Raw genomic sequence first — 17,314 nt, forward strand, 5'->3', positions numbered from 1 at the left:
GCCGGCGCCGGCCCGCCCACCGACGGCCGAAGACGACGGCGTCGAAGCCGAAGGGAGAACCGATGCGCAGCGAGCGGGGCATGGTCAGCGTCGAGGTGGCGTTCGGGGTGCTGCTCTCCGCGGTCGTCACGCTGGGCCTGTGCTATCTGATCGCGATCGTGATCCAGCTCGGTCAGCTGCAGGCCGTGGCCGGGGAAGTGGCCCGGCAGGAGGCGCGTGGCGACACCGCCGCGGCCCGACGGGCCGAGCACGACGCGCCCGACGGCACCCGGGTCCGGGTCAGCGGCAGCGGCGCCGACGTGGTCGTCGAGGCAGAACTGCAGTCCCGGCCCTGGGGTGGCGTCATCCCGCCGGTCGGGCTGAGCGCCCGGGCCGTGGTGGCCCGAGAGGAGGGCTGAGATGGACGAGGTGGCGCCGGGCCGGCGGCTCCGCGGGGAAGGCGGGGCGACCGCGCCGATGGTGGTGCTCGCCGTGATGGCGCTGGTGACGCTGGCCGCTGTCGGCGTGCTGGCCCTGGCCTACTCGGCGGCCGCCCGGGCGGTGCGAGCGGCGGCCGACCTGGTCGCCGTCTCCGGTGCGCAGACCCACTCCAGCGGCGGCGACGCCTGCGACGAGGCGCGGCGGATCGCCGGCCGCAACGACGTCCGGCTGGCCGGCTGTGAAGTGACCGGCGACCTGATCGACTTCGTGGTCGAGGTGCGGGTCACCCGCGGCGTCGGCTGGCGCTTGCCCGGCATGCCGGAGCAGGTCGCGGCCGTGGCCTACGCGGGCAATGTGACGGGACTGCCGTGACCGACCAGCACATCGAGCACGGCCAGAGCGGACCGGCGATCCAGCGGATGATTGCCGGAGCCGCAGCGAGCCGACACCACACACCGCGGGCAGCCCTGCTCACAGCCGCAGGCCGCCAGCAGGTCGACGGTGGCTGCCAGCCACCGCTCGGCGAGCTGATAGGCCTGATCGGCGAAGCCGGATCCGCCCGGCAGGCCGTCGTGGACGAACACGGTCGGAGCGCCGGTGTCGGCGTGATGGGTGATCGACAGTCCGCCGACATCGCCGGCGTCGCACGGGGTGAAGCCGCCGAGCAGCCCGATCGCGGCATGCTCGGCGGCGTGCAGGCCCCCGGCCAGCTCCCGCTCCGGCAGCGCGATCGAATCGGGCAGCGTCCACCACAGTGCCCGGGTGCGGAAGGTGCGTGCCGGCAGGTCGAGCGGGGTGCTGTCCCAGACGGTCCCACTGACCGCGTCGCGACGCAGATACCCGGTGACCTGCGTGGTCAGCTCCACCGTCCCGGCGAACAGCCGGCCGCCGCCCAACGCGCGCTCCCGGTCGGTGCCGACGATTCGCACGCTCACCTGGGAGGACGGCTGGGTGAACCACTCGGCCCGGAGTTGGCAGCACAGCGCGACCCCGGCGTCCAGGTCGTAGTCCTCCACCAGCCACTGCTCGCCCTGGTGCAGGTAGACCGCGCCGGTGTGCACGGTGCGATCGGCGGCGGCGGTGTCCACCTGGCCGATCACCCGTCCGGTGTCGGCGGCGATGATCTCCACCCCGGTGCCGGCGATCGAACGCAGGTCGATCTGGTCGACGGCGCGGCTGGGCGCCGTCCAATACCAGGAGGTGCCGCGCCGGCGCAGCACGCCGCGGGCGGTCAACTGCTCCAGCAGGGCGGTCATCGTGGCGCCGAAGTACTCCTCGTCGCGACCCGAGACCGGCAGTTCCTGGGCGGCGGCGGCCAGATGGGCGGCGAGCGCCGTGGGTTGCCCGGGATGCAGCACGGTGGCCTCCACCCCGGCACCGAACAGAGCCTCCGGATGGTCGCACAGCCAGCTGTCCAGCGGGTCGGGTTTGGCCAGCAGCACCGCGAAGGCGTCCCGCCCGTCCCGGCCGGCGCGTCCGGCCTGCTGCCACAGCGCGGCCAGCGAACCGGGGAAGCCCACGGTCAGCACGGCGTCCATGCCGGTGATGTCCACACCGAGCTCCAGGGCATTGGTGCAGGCCACGCCACGCAGCCGTCCGGACGACAGTGCGGTCTCCAGCTCCCGGCGGTCGGAGGCCAGGTAGCCGGCCCGGTAGGAGGCGATCTCGTCCGGGGTGATGCAGTGCCGGCGGGCCTGTTCGGCGACCAGTTCGGCCTGGATCCGCGAGGTCGTGAACGCCAGCGCCTGGGCGCCGGAATCGACCAGTCGGGCCAGCATGCCGGCGGCCTCCCGGTGTGGATCCTGATCGCCCTGCCAGACCACGAAGTCCAGTGCCGGCCGGCTGCTGGTGTCGGTGTCGACGGCCAGCACGTCGCCGACCCCGGCCAGCCGCTCCAGATGCCGTGCCGGGTCGGCGATGGTTCCGGACGCCGACACGAACACCGGGTCGGAACCGTAGTGCCGGCACAGCCGCCGGAGCCGGCGCAGCACGTTCGCGACATGGGCGCCGAACAGGCCCCGGTAGCGGTGCGCTTCGTCGATCACCACGTAGCGCAGCGTCCGGAGCAGCGGCTGCCAGCGTTCGTGGGAGGGCAACACGCTGCGATGCAGCATGTCGGGATTGGTCAGCACGAAGGTGGCGAACTCACGGGCGAACCGGCGCTCGGCCTGGTCGGAGTCGCCGTCCAGTGTGGAGATTCGCCAGCCGGGGCCGCCGAGGGCGGCGGCCCGTCGGGCCTGGTCGTGGGCCAGCGCCTTGGTGGGCGCCAGGTACAGCGCGGTGTGCGCCCGATCAGGTCGCGCCCACCGGTGCCGCTCCGCCCCGGTCCCGACGCGGCCCTCCGCGGTGGCGGCGATGATCGGCAGCAGATAGGCCAGCGACTTGCCCGAGCCGGTGGAGGTGCTGATCGCCACATGGCGGCCGTCGAAAGCGGCCTGGGCGGCGAGGTTCTGGTGCTGCCACAGGGTGCGGACGCCGTGGCCGCCCAAGGTGTCGCGGACATCGGGCGACACCCAGTCGGGGAAGGGAGCGGTGAGACCCGGGCGGGCCGGACGCCGGTGGATGTGGCGCACCTGCTCCTGCGCTGCGATCCACTCCGGCACGGCCATTGCCTCAGGGTGTCACGAGGCGCGGACAGAATCGGGAACCCGACACGTGCGTCGCCGTTCCGGCGCAGATCGTCACGAGCACCTGCATCTGCCGCAGCGTGTAGGCAGCCTCCCGGGGGCTCGCCGGAGCCAGCGGGTCGGCGTCCAGCAGGACGAGGTCGCCGGGCTCGCCGGGCCGCAGCCGCCGTCCGTCCACCGAGGCCGCGAGCGCCTCCCGCGGGGTGAGCGCCTGTTCGGGGTGCCAGCTGGGCCGCTCGTCGCCGCTGCGGTGCACGGCGCAGGCCATCGCCAGCCACGGGTCGAGCTCGGCGACGGGGGCGTCCGAGCCGAGCGCGAGCCGGACGCCGGCGTCGGCCAGGGTGCGGAGCGGAAACGACCGACCGGCGCGTTCGGCGCCCCAGACCTGGTCGGTGAGGTCGCGGTCGTCGAGCAGGTGCGCGGGCTGGACGCTGGCCCGCAGGCCAAGGGCGGCCATCCGCTCGGCGTCCTCCGGGGTGATCAGCTGGACGTGCTCCACCGAGCCGCGTCCGCCGCCGGCGGCGAAGGCGTCCAGGACGGCGGCGTTGGCGCGGTCGCCGATGGCGTGCAGGGCCACCTCGAGTCCGGCCGCGGTGGCGCGCCGGATCAGGTCGGTGAGCTCGGCCACGGAGTAATTGGCCTGGCCACAGGGGTGCTCCGGGGTGGCTGGACCGTCGGAGTAAGGCTGGTGGGTCCAGGCGGTGCGGGTGCCCAGCGAGCCGTCGGTGATCACCTTCAGCGGCCCCATCGTGGCCAGCCCGCCGGCGCCGGGCAGCGGGTCGCCGGTCCGCAGGCCTGCCGCGATCACCCGATCGAGTTGGTGCGGATAGACGGCGGTGCGCACCCGCACCGGTCCGGCTCCGGCGGCGAGCCGCGGCGGCCAGTCCACGAAGCTGTCGGCGAACTCGAAGTCGACCAGTCCGGTGACGCCCTTGGCGGACAGGCCGTGAACCGCGGTCGCGAAGTCCGCGGGGTCCGGGGCGGCGCCGGGGAGCCCGTCGAGCCGGGGCATCAGGACGAACCACTCGCTCTCGCTGACCGCGTCGGTGCGAGCGGGTTTCCCGAGCATGGCCAGCGCCGCCGAGTTCAGCCAGCCGCTGTGCGCGTCGCCGGAGATCAGCACCACCGGCCTGCTGCCGGTGACCGCGTCCAGCTCGGCGACCGTGGCCCTTCGCGGCCATCCGGCCGACCGGAAGCCGAAGCCGAACAGGGTGCGCGTCGGGTGTCGCTCGGACAACTCGGCGAGCGGGCGAGCCAATCGCTCCAGCACGTTCTCCGGGTCGGGGGCGCCGGCCAGGTCGACCATCCGGGCGGTCCGCACCCATTGGCCGGCGTGCACGTGGGCGTCCCACAGCCCGGGGATCGCCCAGCGTCCGTCACCGTCGATCTCCTGGACGCCGGGCACGGACGCCAGGTCCGGCCCGACGGCGGCGATCACCCCGCCGGAGATCGACACATCGCACAGCTCTCGCCACGCCGAGGACGAGCCGTCCAGGTCGACGACGCGGACGCCCCGCACCAGCACCGATCCGTTCACGCGCAGCAGCGTACGGTGGCAGGCCGGTCAACGGGGTGTGGCAGGCTGCCGGTGTGCTCGATCCCACCATCGCCCACGATCTCGCCGACCGGCTGCGGGACGCCGGCTACAGCTACGACGAGGTCGCCGGACGCCTCGGCGGCCCCGGCCTGGACGGGCTGGCCCGCAACGCCACCGTCCCCGCCGACCGGGCGCTGGCCGGCGCGACCGATCCGCAGGCCACCCTGATCCGGGCGTTCGCGCTGCAGCAGGACGTCCCGGCCGCCGATCTGGCAGCGGTGCTGGGCGACCTGGACCGGCTCGCCCCGATCCTGTCGCCCGCTCCCGGCGACACGAACGCGATCAGGGCCGCCGTCGAGATCCGTCCCTACGCGTTCACCGACGACACCGGCGAGCACTCCGGCTGGCTGGCCTCCGACCTCACCCCGACCCTGGACGGACGCCTCGCCGAGCCGTCCGACGACTTCGTGCTGGGGCTCTCCCCGGCATCGGTGACGCTCGCCCAGCTGACCATGCGCAACCCCCGCACCCGCGCCCTCGACCTCGGGTCAGGCTGCGGCATCCAGTCGCTGCACCTGTCCACCCACAGCACCCAGGTGATCGCCACCGATCTCAACCCCCGAGCCTGCGCGATGACCGCCCTGACCGCGGCACTCAACGGCATCACCGTCGACGTCCGGCAGGGCTCGCTGTACGAACCGGTCGCCGACGAGAAGTTCGACCTGATCGTCACCAACCCGCCCTACGTGATGGCACCGCCGGACGCCTCCCGACTGGTCTACCGCGAGGGCTCCTTCGCCGCCGACGGGCTGGTTCGCGCCGTCGTCACCGGCGCGGCGACACAGCTCAACCCGGGCGGCGCGCTGCAGGTGCTGGGCAACTGGGCGATCACCGCCGACCAGCCCTGGCAGGCCCGGCTCGCCTCCTGGATCGCGCCCACCGGCTGTGACGCCCTGGTGCTGCAGCGGGAACGGCTCGACCCGTTCGAGTACATCGAGATCTGGCTGGCCGACGCCGGCCTGGTCGGCACCTCCGAGTACCGCCCTCGCTACTCCGAATGGGTCGACTACTTCGAGCAGCTCGGCATCGTCGGGGTCGGCCTGGGCTGGCTCACCCTCTACAACGCCGGCGCCGCAGAGCCCGAGCTCCGCTTCGACGAGTGGCCGCACCAGGTGCATGGCGGGCTCGGCGACGCCTTCGCCGAGTTCCCGGACGCCGCCCGCGCCGCGAAGCTCCTCGACGACCAGTTGCTGGCCGCCACCTTCACCCTCGACCCGGCGGTCGCCTCCGAAGCTCTCGGACGCCCCGGCGCCGCCGATCCCGAACACATCGTCTTCCGCCGTGGCACCGGCTTCGGACGGGCCGTCGAGGTGGACACCGGGCTGGCCGCCGTAGCCGGAGCCTGCGACGGCGACCTGCCGCTGGGCGTCCTGATCGACGCCGTCGCCGACCTGCTGGACGCCGACGCCGCCGCTCTGCGCGCCGACCTGCTGCCGCGCCTGCGTCCGCTGATCGCCGACGGCTATCTGCGGTAGCCGACCGGCCCGAGTAGCCGAGTGTCCGCGCTTTGTGGTTACCATTCCCCCCGAGGCCGCTGTCGCGGTCGACCAACCCCCGCATCGAGGAAATCCACGTGGCAACAGCAGGCAAGAACCGACTGGTGATCGTCGAGTCACCCGCCAAGGCGACCAAGATCGCCAGCTTCCTCGGCAACGGCTACATCGTCGAGTCCAGCCGCGGTCACGTCCGCGACCTGCCCACTGGTGCCGCCGAGGTGCCGGCCAAGTACAAGGGTGAGAAGTGGGCCCGCACCGGCGTCAACGTCGAGAAGGACTTCGAGCCGCTCTACGTGGTGGCCGCCGACAAGAAGGGCACCATCCGCGACCTGAAGGCGAAGCTGGCCGGCGCCGACGAACTCCTGCTCGCCACCGATGAGGACCGCGAGGGCGAGGCCATCGCGTGGCACCTGCTGGCCGAACTGAAGCCGAAGGTTCCGGTGCGCCGGATGGTCTTCCACGAGATCACCCCGCAGGCCATCGCCGAGGCGGTGGCGAACCCGCGCGAGCTCGACACCGACCTGGTCGACGCCCAGGAGACCCGCCGCATCCTCGACCGGCTGTACGGCTACGAGGTGTCCCCGGTGCTGTGGAAGAAGGTCATGCCGCGGCTGTCGGCGGGCCGCGTCCAGTCGGTGGCGACCCGGCTGGTGGTCGACCGGGAGCGGCAGCGGATGGCCTTCCGTTCGGCCAGCTACGCCGGTATCGAGGCCCAGCTGAACGCCGGAGCCGAGGCCGAACCGCCGGTCTTCGGAGCCACCCTGCAGCAGATCAGCGACCTGCGGGTCGCCCAGGGCCGTGACTTCGACCCGCAGGGCAAGCTGACCGGCAAGGGCCTGTTCCACCTCTCCACCGAGCAGGCGGAGACCCTGGCCACGGCGCTCGAGCAGGCCGCCTACGCGGTGGCGTCCGTCGAAGCCAAGCCGTACACCCGGCGTCCGTACGCCCCGTTCCGCACCACCACTCTGCAGCAGGACGCCGGGCGCAAGCTCGGCTTCACCGCCGAACGCACCATGCGGGTCGCCCAGGACCTGTACGAGCGCGGCTTCATCACCTATATGCGTACCGACTCGGTGACCCTGTCGGCGACCGCGATCAACGCCGCCCGGGCCCAGGTGAAGCAGCTGTTCGGCGGCCGCTACCTGCCCGAGAAGCCACGGGTCTACACCTCGAAGGTGAAGAACGCCCAGGAGGCGCACGAGGCGATCCGGCCGGCCGGCGAGACCTTCGCCACGCCCACCGAGACCGGGCTGAGCGGCGACGCCCTCCGGCTCTACGAACTGATCTGGAGGCGCACCCTGGCCTCGCAGATGGCGGACGCGGTGGGCGAGACGGTCAGCGTCCGGATCGGCGCCACCCTGCCGCAGCGGATCGCGGTGACCGACGCCACCACCGGCGAGATCACCGAGACCGGACGCTGCACCTTCGGCGCTTCGGGTCGCACCATCACCTTCCCCGGCTTCCTGAAGGCCTACGTGGTGGGTGTCGAGGACGACGAGACCTCCGACGACGCCCAGGCCCGGCTGCCGCAGCTGGCCGCCGGCGCCGCGCTCACCGCCGAGGAGGTGAAGGCACTCAGCCACGACACCCGTCCGCCGGCCCGCTACACCGAGCCGTCGCTGGTGGCGAAGCTGGAGGAGCTGGAGATCGGCCGGCCGTCCACCTATGCCTCGATCATCCGCACCATCACCAGCCGCGACTACGTGTTCAAGAAGGGCTCGGCGCTGGTGCCGACCTGGCTGGCCTTCGCGGTCACCCGGCTGCTGGAGGAGCACTTCCCGCGGCTGGTCGACTACAGCTTCACCGCAGCCCTGGAGGACACCCTGGACGACATCGCCAGCGGTCAGGCGGCCCGGCTGCAGGTGCTCAACGACTTCTACTTCGGTGCCGAGGGAGCCTCGCACGAGGGCCTGCACGCGCTGGTCAACGAGCTCGGCGAGATCGACGCCCGGGAGCTGTCCACCTACCCGTTGGGCGATTCCGGCATCGCGGTGCGGGTCGGCCGCTACGGCACCTACGTGGAGGACGCCGAGGGTCGCCGGGCCAACGTCGACGAGGACCTGCCGCCGGACGAGCTGACCGTCGAGCGGGCCAAGGAGCTGCTCGACCAGCCCGCCGCCGAGGAGCGCGAGCTGGGCGTCGATCCCGGCACCGGACGCACCATCGTCGCCAAATCGGGACGCTACGGGCCCTACGTCACCGAGGTGCTGGAGGAGGGGGCGCCGAAGTCGGCCAAGCCGCGCACCGGTTCGCTGTTCGCCTCGATGAACCTGGAGACCATCGGCCTGGACGACGCGCTGCGGCTGCTCAGCCTGCCGCGGGTGGTCGGCACGTCCGCCGACGGGGTGGAGATCACCGCCCAGAACGGCCGCTACGGTCCCTACCTGAAGAAGGGCACCGATTCGCGCTCGCTGACCTCCGAGGAGCAGATCTTCGACATCACCCTGGAGGAGGCCGAGGAGATCTACGCCCAGCCGAAGACCCGCGGACGGGCCCGTGCCGCCGCCGGCCCGCTGAAGGAGCTGGGTGCCGATCCGGCCACCGGCAAGCCGATGGTGATCAAGGACGGCCGGTTCGGCGCCTACGTCACCGACGGCGAGGTGAACGCCACCCTGCGCAAATCGGACTCGGTGGAGGCGATCACCGCCGAGCGGGCCGCCGAACTGCTGGCCGAGAAGCGGGCCAAGGGCCCGGCGCCGAAGCGCACCACGACGCGCCGCACCACCACCAAGCGGGCCACGACGACCAAGCGGACCACGACCACCAAGCGGGCGACCGCCACGAAGGGGTAGCTCCGGTGACCGGGCTGTTCGTGGTCTTCGAGGGCGGCGACGGGGTCGGCAAGTCCACCCAGTGCCGGCTGCTGGAGCAGTGGGCGCGGCAGCGCGGGCTGCCGGCCCGGTTGACCTTCGAACCGGGCGACACCGCGGCCGGACAGATGATCCGGCGGATCGTGCTCGACCCTGCCACCGGTGACCTCGACCCCCGGGCCGAAGCCCTGCTGTACGCCGCTGACAAGGCCCATCACCTGCACGAGGTGGTGCGCCCGGCGCTGCTGCGCGGCGAGTTGGTGATCTGCGACCGCTACGTCGACTCGATGCTCGCCTACCAGGGCGCCGGACGGGTGCTCGACCTGGCCGAGGTCACCGAGATCGCCCGCTGGGCGACCGACGGGCTGCTGCCCGACCTGACCGTGCTGCTCGACCTGGAACCGGAGCGGGCCGTCGGCACCATCGCCGAACCGGACCGACTGGAGGGAGCCGGGGCCGAGTTCCACGACCGGGCCCGCCGGCTGTTCCTGCAGCTGGCCGCGCGGGACGCCGGACGCTACCTGGTGCTGCCGGCCCGGGAGAGCCCGGAGTGGATCGCCGGACGGGTGCAGCGCCGGGTGAAGGAGCTGATCGCGGAGCGGGCGGAATTGTCGGCGGCGGCTGGCAGGATCCAGCCATGACGGTGTGGGACGACCTGGTCGGGCAGCAGCGGACGGTCGACGTGCTGCGCCGGGCGGTCGCCGGCGACGCCCACGCGATGACCCACGCCTGGCTGATCACCGGCCCGCCGGGGTCCGGCCGGTCCAACGCCGCCCGCGCCTTCGCCGCCGCCCTGCAGTGCGAACAGGGCGGCTGCGGGCTCTGCTCGGCCTGCCGGACGTCGCTGTCCGGCGCCCATCCCGACGTCACCCTGGTGCGCACCGAACAGCTGTCCATCGGTGTCGACGAGGTGCGCGAACTGGTCCGCCGGGCGGCCATGTCGCCGACCCTGCGGCGCTACCAGGTGATCGTCGTGGAGGACGCCGACCGGGTCACCGAACGCGGCGCCGACGCGCTGCTGAAGAGCATCGAGGAACCGGCCGCCAAGACAGTCTGGCTACTCTGCGCCCCGACCCCGGACGACGTGGTGGTGACCATCCGGTCCCGCTGTCGCCGCCTCGAACTGGCCACCCCGAGCACCGCCGCCGTCGCGGCCCTGCTGGTGCGCCGCGACGGTGTCGACCCCGGGCTGGCCGATTTCGCCGCCCGGGCCGCCCAGGGGCACATCGGACGGGCCCGGATGCTGGCCCGCGACGAGGCGGCGCGGACCCGCCGGGCCGACCTGCTCACCCTGCCCGGCCGGCTGGGTTCGCTGGCCGACTGCCTGAACGCCGCCGCCGGGCTGGTCGAGTCGGCCGCGCAGGAGGCGTCCGCCAGCACCGCCGAGTTGGACGTCCGGGAGAAGACGGAGCTGTCCGAGGCGCTCGGCTTCGGCACCAAGGGGGCGCGTCCGCGTCACGCCCAGGCGGCGCTGCGGGAACTGGAAGATCAGCAGAAGGCGCGCGCCAAGCGGCTGCAGCGCGACGCCCTCGACCGGGTGCTCACCGAGCTCACCACCTACTACCGCGACGTGCTGATGGTGCAGACCGGGGTGGGGGCCGAGCTGATCAACACCGAACAGCGGGCGGAGATCGAAGCCACCGCCCGGCGTGACGGCCCGGAGGCCACGCTGCGCAGGATCGACGCCATCCTGGCCTGCCGTGAGGCGCTGGAGGGGAATGTGGCGCCGTTGCTGGCGATGGAGTCGCTGCTGGTCAGCGTGGCCGGCATCGGCTGATCCCGGTTGCGGCCGGCCCGGTGTGTCGGTCCGCGTGGGACCCGCGCGGGAAGGCACGATGAAAGCCACTGGAGTCGAGGAGGAACATGACCCACACGGTTCACGACGAGCAGACTTCCCCGTTCGCACCCGCTCGCCCCGACACCGAAGAGGAGTCGACGGTCCACGAAGCCATCTTCCGTTCGGCATCGGTCGACGCGCCCACCCTGGTCCAGCCGACCCCGGAACTGTCCGCGGAAGAGCGCAAGCTGGCGGCCGAGCGGGCCGCCCGGCGGGAAGCGCGCGAGGCCGCGCTGGCCGCGCCCGACGTCCGTCCCGCCCCGGCCCCCGAGCCGATCGTGATCACCCGGCGCACCACCGACCGTTTCCTGGGCGGGTTCGCCCTGTTCGTGCTCCGCCTGGTGGTGGCGGCGATCATGGCAGTGCGCGGCCTGGCGATCGTCACCGATCCGGCGGCGGCCACGGCGCAGTTCGCCACCACGATCATTCCCGAGCCGGCGATCATGGCGATGGTGACCGGTGTCGCCGCCCTCGCCATCGCGGTGGCGCTGGTCTTCGGCCTGCTCACCCGGCTCGCCGGGCTGGGCGTCACGCTGATCACCGGCGGTGCGCTGGCCTTCGTGATGTGGGGCAACTGGAGCCCGTTCGTCGCGGGTCGTCCCGGCTTCCTCGGTGAACTCGAACTGCTGCTGGCCGCGGTCGGCCTGGTGCTGCTCTGCGTCGGCGGCGGCGGGTTCAGCCTGGACCGCAGCTTCCGCAAGAGCCGGGAGCGGGAGCGGGTCTCCGAGATCGACTAGGCAGAAGCTGCTCTGGGGCCGGCCACTAGATTGTGCTCGTGCGCATTCTCCCTCGCTGGGCCGCCGGCGCCGTCGCGCTGATGGTGCTGACCGGCTGCGTCCCGGACGCCGGCCCCAGCCAGCCCGCGCCCAGCCCGTCGGCCAGTTCGGCAGCACCGGCGGGTGAGGTGATCGGGGTATCGCAGACTCCCGGGTTCCAGATCGACCGGCCCCGGCTGGCCCCCTCGGACGCCAAACCGGACGGTTTCGCCGACGGCCTGTCCGGGGACGGGCTGACCGGCTACCTGAAGCAGTCGATCCAGTGGCGGCGCTGCAGCAACTACGACTGTGCCACCATCCTCGCCCCGCTCGACTACGCCAACCCGTCCGGCCAGGCGATCACCCTGGCGCTGGCCCGGAAGCGGGCCACCCAGTCGCCCAAGCTGGGCACCCTGTTCATCAACCCGGGCGGGCCGGGCGCGTCCGGGCGCAATATGGTCACCTACTTCGCCTCCAAGGGCCTGGAACAGTACGACATCGTGGGCTGGGATCCTCGCGGCACGAACGCGTCCACCCCGGTGACCTGCTACGGCAACGCCGCCACCGACGCCTACGCGCAGCTCGACTCCTCGCCGGACGACGACGCCGAGACCCAGGCGCTGATCGTCGGCAATTACGAGTTCGGCAAGGCCTGCTGGGAGAACAGCGGCGAGCTGCTGAACCACATCTCCACCGTCGACACCGCCCGCGATCTCGACCTGATGCGGGCCTTGGTCGGCGACGAGAAGCTGTCCTTCGTGGGTTATTCCTACGGCACCCAGATCGGTTCGTTCTATGCCGAGCTGTTCCCGCAACGGGTCGGACGCCTGGTGCTGGACGCAGCCGTCGACATCACCGACGACGACTCGGTCATCCAGGCGATGGGCTTCGACCTGGCGCTGGGCAATTTCGCGGCCTGGTGTGCCCGCCAGGGCTGCAGCCTGGGGGCCGGCAAGGACGCGGTGCTGAAGACCATCACCGACTTCCTCGACAAGCTGGACGGCGAACCGCTCACCGTCGGCGACCGGACCCTCACCCAGAGCCTGGCCGCCACCGGCATCGCCGGCTACCTGTACGGCGGCGTCCCGGCCTGGCAGGTGCTGGCCCGCGATCTGCAGGCCGCGCTCGCCGGCGACGGAACCCGGCTGCTGAAGTCGTCCGACGGCCTCAACGACCGCACCGAGGACGGCAGCTACGGCTCGTTGTTCTACTCCTTTCCGGCGATCGGCTGCGCCGACTCCAAGGACGAGGGTGTGGTGGAGGCCGAGCAGCGCTGGGTGGCGGACCAGAAGAAGGCGCCGATCTACGGCAAGTACTTCGGGCCCGGCTACACCTGCGCGCTGTGGCCGGTGCACAGCGGACCGCTGGTCAAGCCCACCGGTTCGGGTGCGGCCCCGATCGTGGTGATCGGCGCCACCGGCGATCCGGCGACGCCCTACCAGAACGCCGTGACGATGGCCGAGCAACTCACCTCGGGTGTGCTGCTGACCTACGAGGGGGAGGGACACGGCACCTTCGGCGGCAAGTCCAGCTGCGTCGACACCCTGGTGATCGACTACCTGACCAAGGGCGAGGTGCCCGCCGACGGCACCCGCTGCCGGTGACCCGGCGACGAATCGCGCCCGGACCGGCCGCTGGCCTATAGTTGGACGTCGCCGGCCGCGTCCGGCATGCCGCCTTAGCTCAGTTGGCAGAGCGATTCACTCGTAATGAATAGGTCTGGGGTTCGACTCCCCAAGGCGGCTCCATGGTGGAGGTGGCAATACTGCCACCTGGCCCGATCACCGGTCCGCTTCGTACCCTGCGCCCGTGACCTCTGCGAAATACCTCGTCGTGCTGATGCTGCTGGCGGCCGGTTGTGCCCCGGTGGCACCGGCGGGCTCACCGACTCCCTCGGCAACCCCGTCCGGGCCGCGGCCGATCACCCGGCTCACCGCCTACTTCGGACCCGCGGACAGCCCACGATCGGGCAAGACCGAGATCACCACCGACGGCGTCCGGAGCCGGACCCGTTACCCGGACAACCCGGGCTCCGAGCTGGAGCTCTTCGACGCCTCGGACGGCACCACCCAGGTGCGCTGCGATTCGAGGGGCTGCCTGCGTTTCGAGGTGCTGCCCGCGCCGGATTCACCGGTGAGCGCGGTCGAGAAGCAGTGCGCCAACGCCGAACAGACCGGGACCGGTGAGTTCATCGGGCGACGCACGACGATCTGGACCTGCACCCCGACCGGTGGCGAACCGACTGAAGCCGTCTTCGACGCCGAGTACCCCGAGACGATGCTGAAGGCGACCCTGACCGCCGGCTACCAGTGGCAGGCGGAGTCCTTCGAGGTCGGCGTCCAGGTGCCCGACGACTTCTTCGCCATCGACCGCCCGGGGCTGAAGTGGCGGAAGCCCACGCCCACCAAGGTGACGCCGCCGAAGCCCGGAAAGACCGGTGCGGTCCTGCCCGCGGTCGGCGGCGGAACCATCCGGATGACCGACTACACCCAGGGCCCGGCCCTGATCGTGATCGGTGGCGAGGACGAGCTGCGCGGAGCCCTCGCGCGGATCGACCGCGTGCACAGCGGAAGCCTGCCGAAGCTCGCCGGAGTGCTGCAGCTGCCGGGCAGCCCGAGAGACTCCCTGCCCGGGCAGCCGTTCGGCGTCCCGGTCGGGCTCTACGACACCGAACAGGACGGTGAGTCCTGGCTCGACATGACCGGCGGCCAGCAGATGCCCACGGCGGTGTTCTGCCGCGGCGTCGGCAAGACCTGCACGGCGATCGCCGTGCCGGAACTTGCCGACGCCGAACTGGCCGCCGAGATCGCCAAGCTCGGCTGACTCAGCCCGTCACGGGTTGACGGTGTTGTCGGACACCTCCACGGGCCCGGCGTCCTTCTCGTCGACCGTGGTGACGATCTGGATGGCCCCGGACCTGGTCAGGGTGTTTCCGGTGATCGTGGTGGATCCCGGGCCGCCCCGCATCACGAAGATGCCCTTGCCGCTGTTGGCGGAGGCGTTGTCGACCAGCAGGGAGTTCGTGATGCGGAACGTGGTGTCGATGCCGGGCATCGAGTCGATTCCGTATCCGTAGCGCATGGTCAGGCCGTTGATCGCGACCGAGGCGCGGCCGTTTCCACCGTTTCCCCTTCCGGCGTCGAACCAGCCGGTGACGTCGATGCCCGCCCAGTCGCCGGCCTTCGGGCTGGTGGCGTTGCCGTCGCCATTGGCGTCGCCGCCGGCCGAGTCGTCGCGAATGCTGGTGAAGACGGCGGGCTTGTCGGCCGTTCCGTTCACCACCAGCGATCCGTCGAGACCGATCTCCAGGAGTCCTCCGATGCCGAATTTGAGGACGGCGCCGGCCGGAACGGTGAGGGTGCCGAGCGTCGAGGTCCGTCCGGTGACCACGAACGGCAGTCCGGTGGTGGGTACCGTCCAGTCTCCGATTCGGCCGCTGATGTAGATGGCGTTCACCTTGTTGTTGCTGCCGGTGTTGCTGGCCAGAGCTGCCGGGCTGAAATCCTGCTCGGAGTAGAAATAGGCCGGCGCGCCGGTGGTGTTTCCGGTGACGTCGTTTCCGGTGACCTGGATCGTTCCCCCGTATCCGCTGAACCGGGGATCCGGAGGGTCGGATTGCACCGCGATGCCGCTGGAGCGGATCAGGGTGTTGTCGGTGATGGTGATCGCACCCGGGTTGAACCAGAGCGCCTGGGTGCGGCTGACGTCGATGCCGGCGCTGTTGTCGCGGAGGGTCGAGTTGCTCAGCTGGAAGCTGTCCGCCCGGGCCGCGGTGATTCCGGCGCCGTAGCGCAGGTCGAGCCGGTTCGCCGTGAGTGTGGCAGCGGCGGTGTAGGCCTCGGTCTCTGCCGGGAAAACCTCGCTGACCACGCTGATACCAGCCCAGTTTCCGGCTCGGGGGCTGGTGGCGTTGCCGTTGCCGTTGGTGTCGCCGCCCACGGTGTCGTCGTGGATGCTGGTGACGATCGCCGGCTTCGCGTCGGTGCCGTTGACGATGAGGGAGCCGTTGGTCACGCTCAGGCTTCCGGCATCGTCGAATTTGAGGATCGCGCCGGCCGGGATGGTGAACGTCACTCGCGGTGTTCGTGGAGACCCGGGGATATCGCTGAGTTTGACGCTGCCCATGATGTAGGGAAGGCCGGTGGTGGGCAGCGTCCAGTTCTCGAAGATGGTGCCGCAGAGCCGGATCGCGTTGACCTTGTTGTTGCTGCCGGTGTTGCCGGTGAGCAGCGACGGTTGCAGGGTTCCGTCGCAGATCGAATAGGCCGGTTGGGTACTGGTCGAGCCGGTCACCGAATTGCTGGAGACCGTGACCGGAACCGCGGGATCGGAGGAGTTGCCGACGTTGTACGCGCCGAGGCTGGAAACGGCGATGGTGCCCGAATCGGTCAGGGTGGTACCGGTGATGGTGATCTCCCGTGCGGGGTCTGCCGTCTCGTTGCTGTGGAAGGCGACGATTCCGGCGGTGTTGTGCGCCAACACCGAGTTGGTCAGCCGGAACACCGACAGATCGGGATCCTTGCCGGCTTCGATGCTGCCGTCGATGCCGCTGCCGTAGCGCAGGGTGAGCGCGTTGGCGCGGAGATTGGCGTCGTCGTTGAACCGGATGCTGCCCCAGTTTCCAGCCCGGGGACTGGTCTGGTTGCCGTTGCCGTTGGTGTCGCCGCCCACGGTGTCATCGTGGATGCCGGTGAAGATCGCCGGGTTGGCGGTGGTGCCCTCGACGATCAGCGAGCCGTCCACCGACAGTGCGGCATTGTCCTCGAACTTCACGATGGTGCCCGCCGCTACGGTGAGAGAGGCGCCCTTGGCGATGGTCACCGTGCCGCTGACTCGATAGACCGTCCCGCAACTTGCCGGCTGCCAGGTGGTGTTGGCGGCGATGCTTCCGCTGACTGCGATCACGGTGGGGGTGCAGACCGATTCGTAGCGGTAGCGGGCGGCGGCATGCGGTTTGCTGGTGCCGTACTTGCCGGTGACCGCGACGTCCACCGTGCTGCCGGACTGGCCTGCCGGTGCCGTCACGGTGAGCTTTCGGTCGTTGATCACCTTCAGGTTCTTGGCCGGGGTGCCGCCGAAGGTGACCCGGGTCGCTTTGTTGAATCCGGAGCCGTGGACGGTGACCATGGTGCCGCCGGTCGCCGGCCCGGTCTTCGGTGAGATCCAGGACACCTGCGGTGGCGCGACGAAGGTGAAACGGGTCTGCCAGGCCGGCTTGGAGCTGCCATAGGTGGTGACCACCCGGACGGTGGTCGTGCCCGCCTTGTGCGACGGGGTGGTCACGGTGAGCCGATGCTCCGACAGCACCCGGACGTCCGTGCCCGGGGAGTTGCCGAACCTGACTGCGGAGACGTCGATGAAGTTGTCGCCGCTGATGGTGACCTTGGTGGGGTTGTCGGTGCCGGCCGAGTCCGGTCGCAGCGTGAAGACGCGCGGTGCGTCGACGTAGCGGTACCTGGTCGGTGCGGAGGCCCGCGACGTGCCGGCCCTGGTGAGGACGCGGACGTCCACGGTGCCTCGTCCAGCCGGCGCCAGCACGGTCAGCCTGGTGTCGGAAAGCACCCGCAGCTGTTGGCCGGTCTTCCAGCCGAACCAGACCTTCAGGGCCTTGCTGAAGCCGGTCCCGGTCACGGTGACCAGCGTCTTCCCGGACGCCGGCCCGCGCGTCGGGGCCACGCCGGTCACCGTCGGTGCGGGGGCCCTGCTGGGCGTCGAGACCGGCGCCGGAGTCGGCGGCGGGGTCGGCTCGGCCCACGCTGTCGCCGAACCACC

12 protein-coding genes and 1 tRNA gene are annotated in these 17,314 nt (G+C 71.4%); 10 read left to right on the forward strand and 3 right to left on the reverse strand.

Features of this window, described 5'->3' with window-relative positions:
* Window positions 1-62: 62 nt before the first annotated feature.
* The gene (locus QM582_RS14230; protein WP_415085460.1) at window positions 63-398 is read left to right on the forward strand and encodes a TadE family type IV pilus minor pilin; all 336 of its coding nucleotides are present in this window, start codon (window positions 63-65) and stop codon (window positions 396-398) included.
* Window position 399: 1 nt separating this feature from the next.
* Complete coding sequence (locus tag QM582_RS14235; RefSeq protein WP_415085462.1) at window positions 400-792, forward strand: Rv3654c family TadE-like protein; 393 nt, start codon at window positions 400-402, stop codon at window positions 790-792.
* On the opposite strand, the gene QM582_RS14240 is transcribed toward QM582_RS14235, so the two are convergent.
* A complete protein-coding gene (locus QM582_RS14240) occupies window positions 762-3,029 on the reverse strand; it encodes a DEAD/DEAH box helicase (RefSeq protein WP_415085464.1) in 2,268 nt (755 codons plus the stop codon). The two genes, QM582_RS14235 and QM582_RS14240, sit on opposite strands and share 31 nt — an antisense overlap.
* Window positions 3,030-3,033: 4 nt before the next feature.
* The gene (locus QM582_RS14245; RefSeq protein WP_415085466.1) at window positions 3,034-4,584 is read right to left on the reverse strand and encodes an amidohydrolase; all 1,551 of its coding nucleotides are present in this window, start codon (window positions 4,582-4,584) and stop codon (window positions 3,034-3,036) included.
* Window positions 4,585-4,637: 53 nt separating this feature from the next.
* On the opposite strand from QM582_RS14245, the gene QM582_RS14250 reads away from it, so the two are divergent.
* From QM582_RS14250 to QM582_RS14285, 8 genes are all read left to right on the forward strand, one after another.
* A complete protein-coding gene (locus QM582_RS14250) occupies window positions 4,638-6,119 on the forward strand; it encodes a methyltransferase (protein WP_415085468.1) in 1,482 nt (493 codons plus the stop codon).
* Between the two features lie 98 nt (window positions 6,120-6,217).
* A complete protein-coding gene (gene topA / locus QM582_RS14255; protein WP_415085470.1) occupies window positions 6,218-8,932 on the forward strand; it encodes a type I DNA topoisomerase in 2,715 nt (904 codons plus the stop codon).
* A gap of 5 nt (window positions 8,933-8,937) precedes the next feature.
* Entirely contained in the window at window positions 8,938-9,591 is a 654-nt protein-coding gene (tmk, locus tag QM582_RS14260; protein ID WP_415085472.1) for a dTMP kinase, read from the forward strand.
* Window positions 9,588-10,727 carry a DNA polymerase III subunit delta' gene (locus QM582_RS14265; RefSeq protein ID WP_415085474.1) on the forward strand — a complete coding sequence of 380 codons (1,140 nt, stop codon included), beginning with the start codon at window positions 9,588-9,590 and terminating at the stop codon, window positions 10,725-10,727. Before tmk ends, QM582_RS14265 begins: the two co-directional genes overlap by 4 nt.
* Before the next feature lie 86 nt (window positions 10,728-10,813).
* Window positions 10,814-11,524: a DoxX family protein gene (locus QM582_RS14270; protein WP_415085475.1), complete on the forward strand. Its 711-nt coding sequence runs from the start codon at window positions 10,814-10,816 to the stop codon at window positions 11,522-11,524.
* Between the two features lie 38 nt (window positions 11,525-11,562).
* On the forward strand, window positions 11,563-13,146 hold the full coding sequence (locus tag QM582_RS14275; protein WP_415085477.1) for an alpha/beta hydrolase: 1,584 nt from the start codon (window positions 11,563-11,565) through the stop codon (window positions 13,144-13,146).
* A 68-nt stretch (window positions 13,147-13,214) separates the two neighbouring features.
* A tRNA-Thr gene (locus QM582_RS14280) sits at window positions 13,215-13,290 on the forward strand.
* Window positions 13,291-13,351: 61 nt separating this feature from the next.
* A complete protein-coding gene (locus tag QM582_RS14285; RefSeq protein WP_415085479.1) occupies window positions 13,352-14,365 on the forward strand; it encodes a hypothetical protein in 1,014 nt (337 codons plus the stop codon).
* A 9-nt stretch (window positions 14,366-14,374) separates the two neighbouring features.
* Here QM582_RS14285 and QM582_RS14290 read toward each other — a convergent pair whose 3' ends face one another.
* Window positions 14,375-17,227: an IPT/TIG domain-containing protein gene (locus tag QM582_RS14290; RefSeq protein ID WP_415085481.1), complete on the reverse strand. Its 2,853-nt coding sequence runs from the start codon at window positions 17,225-17,227 to the stop codon at window positions 14,375-14,377.
* Between the last annotated feature and the right edge of the window lie 87 nt (window positions 17,228-17,314).

Source organism: Micropruina sp., from assembly GCF_047607385.1.
In the GTDB taxonomy this organism is placed as follows: domain Bacteria; phylum Actinomycetota; class Actinomycetes; order Propionibacteriales; family Propionibacteriaceae; genus Micropruina.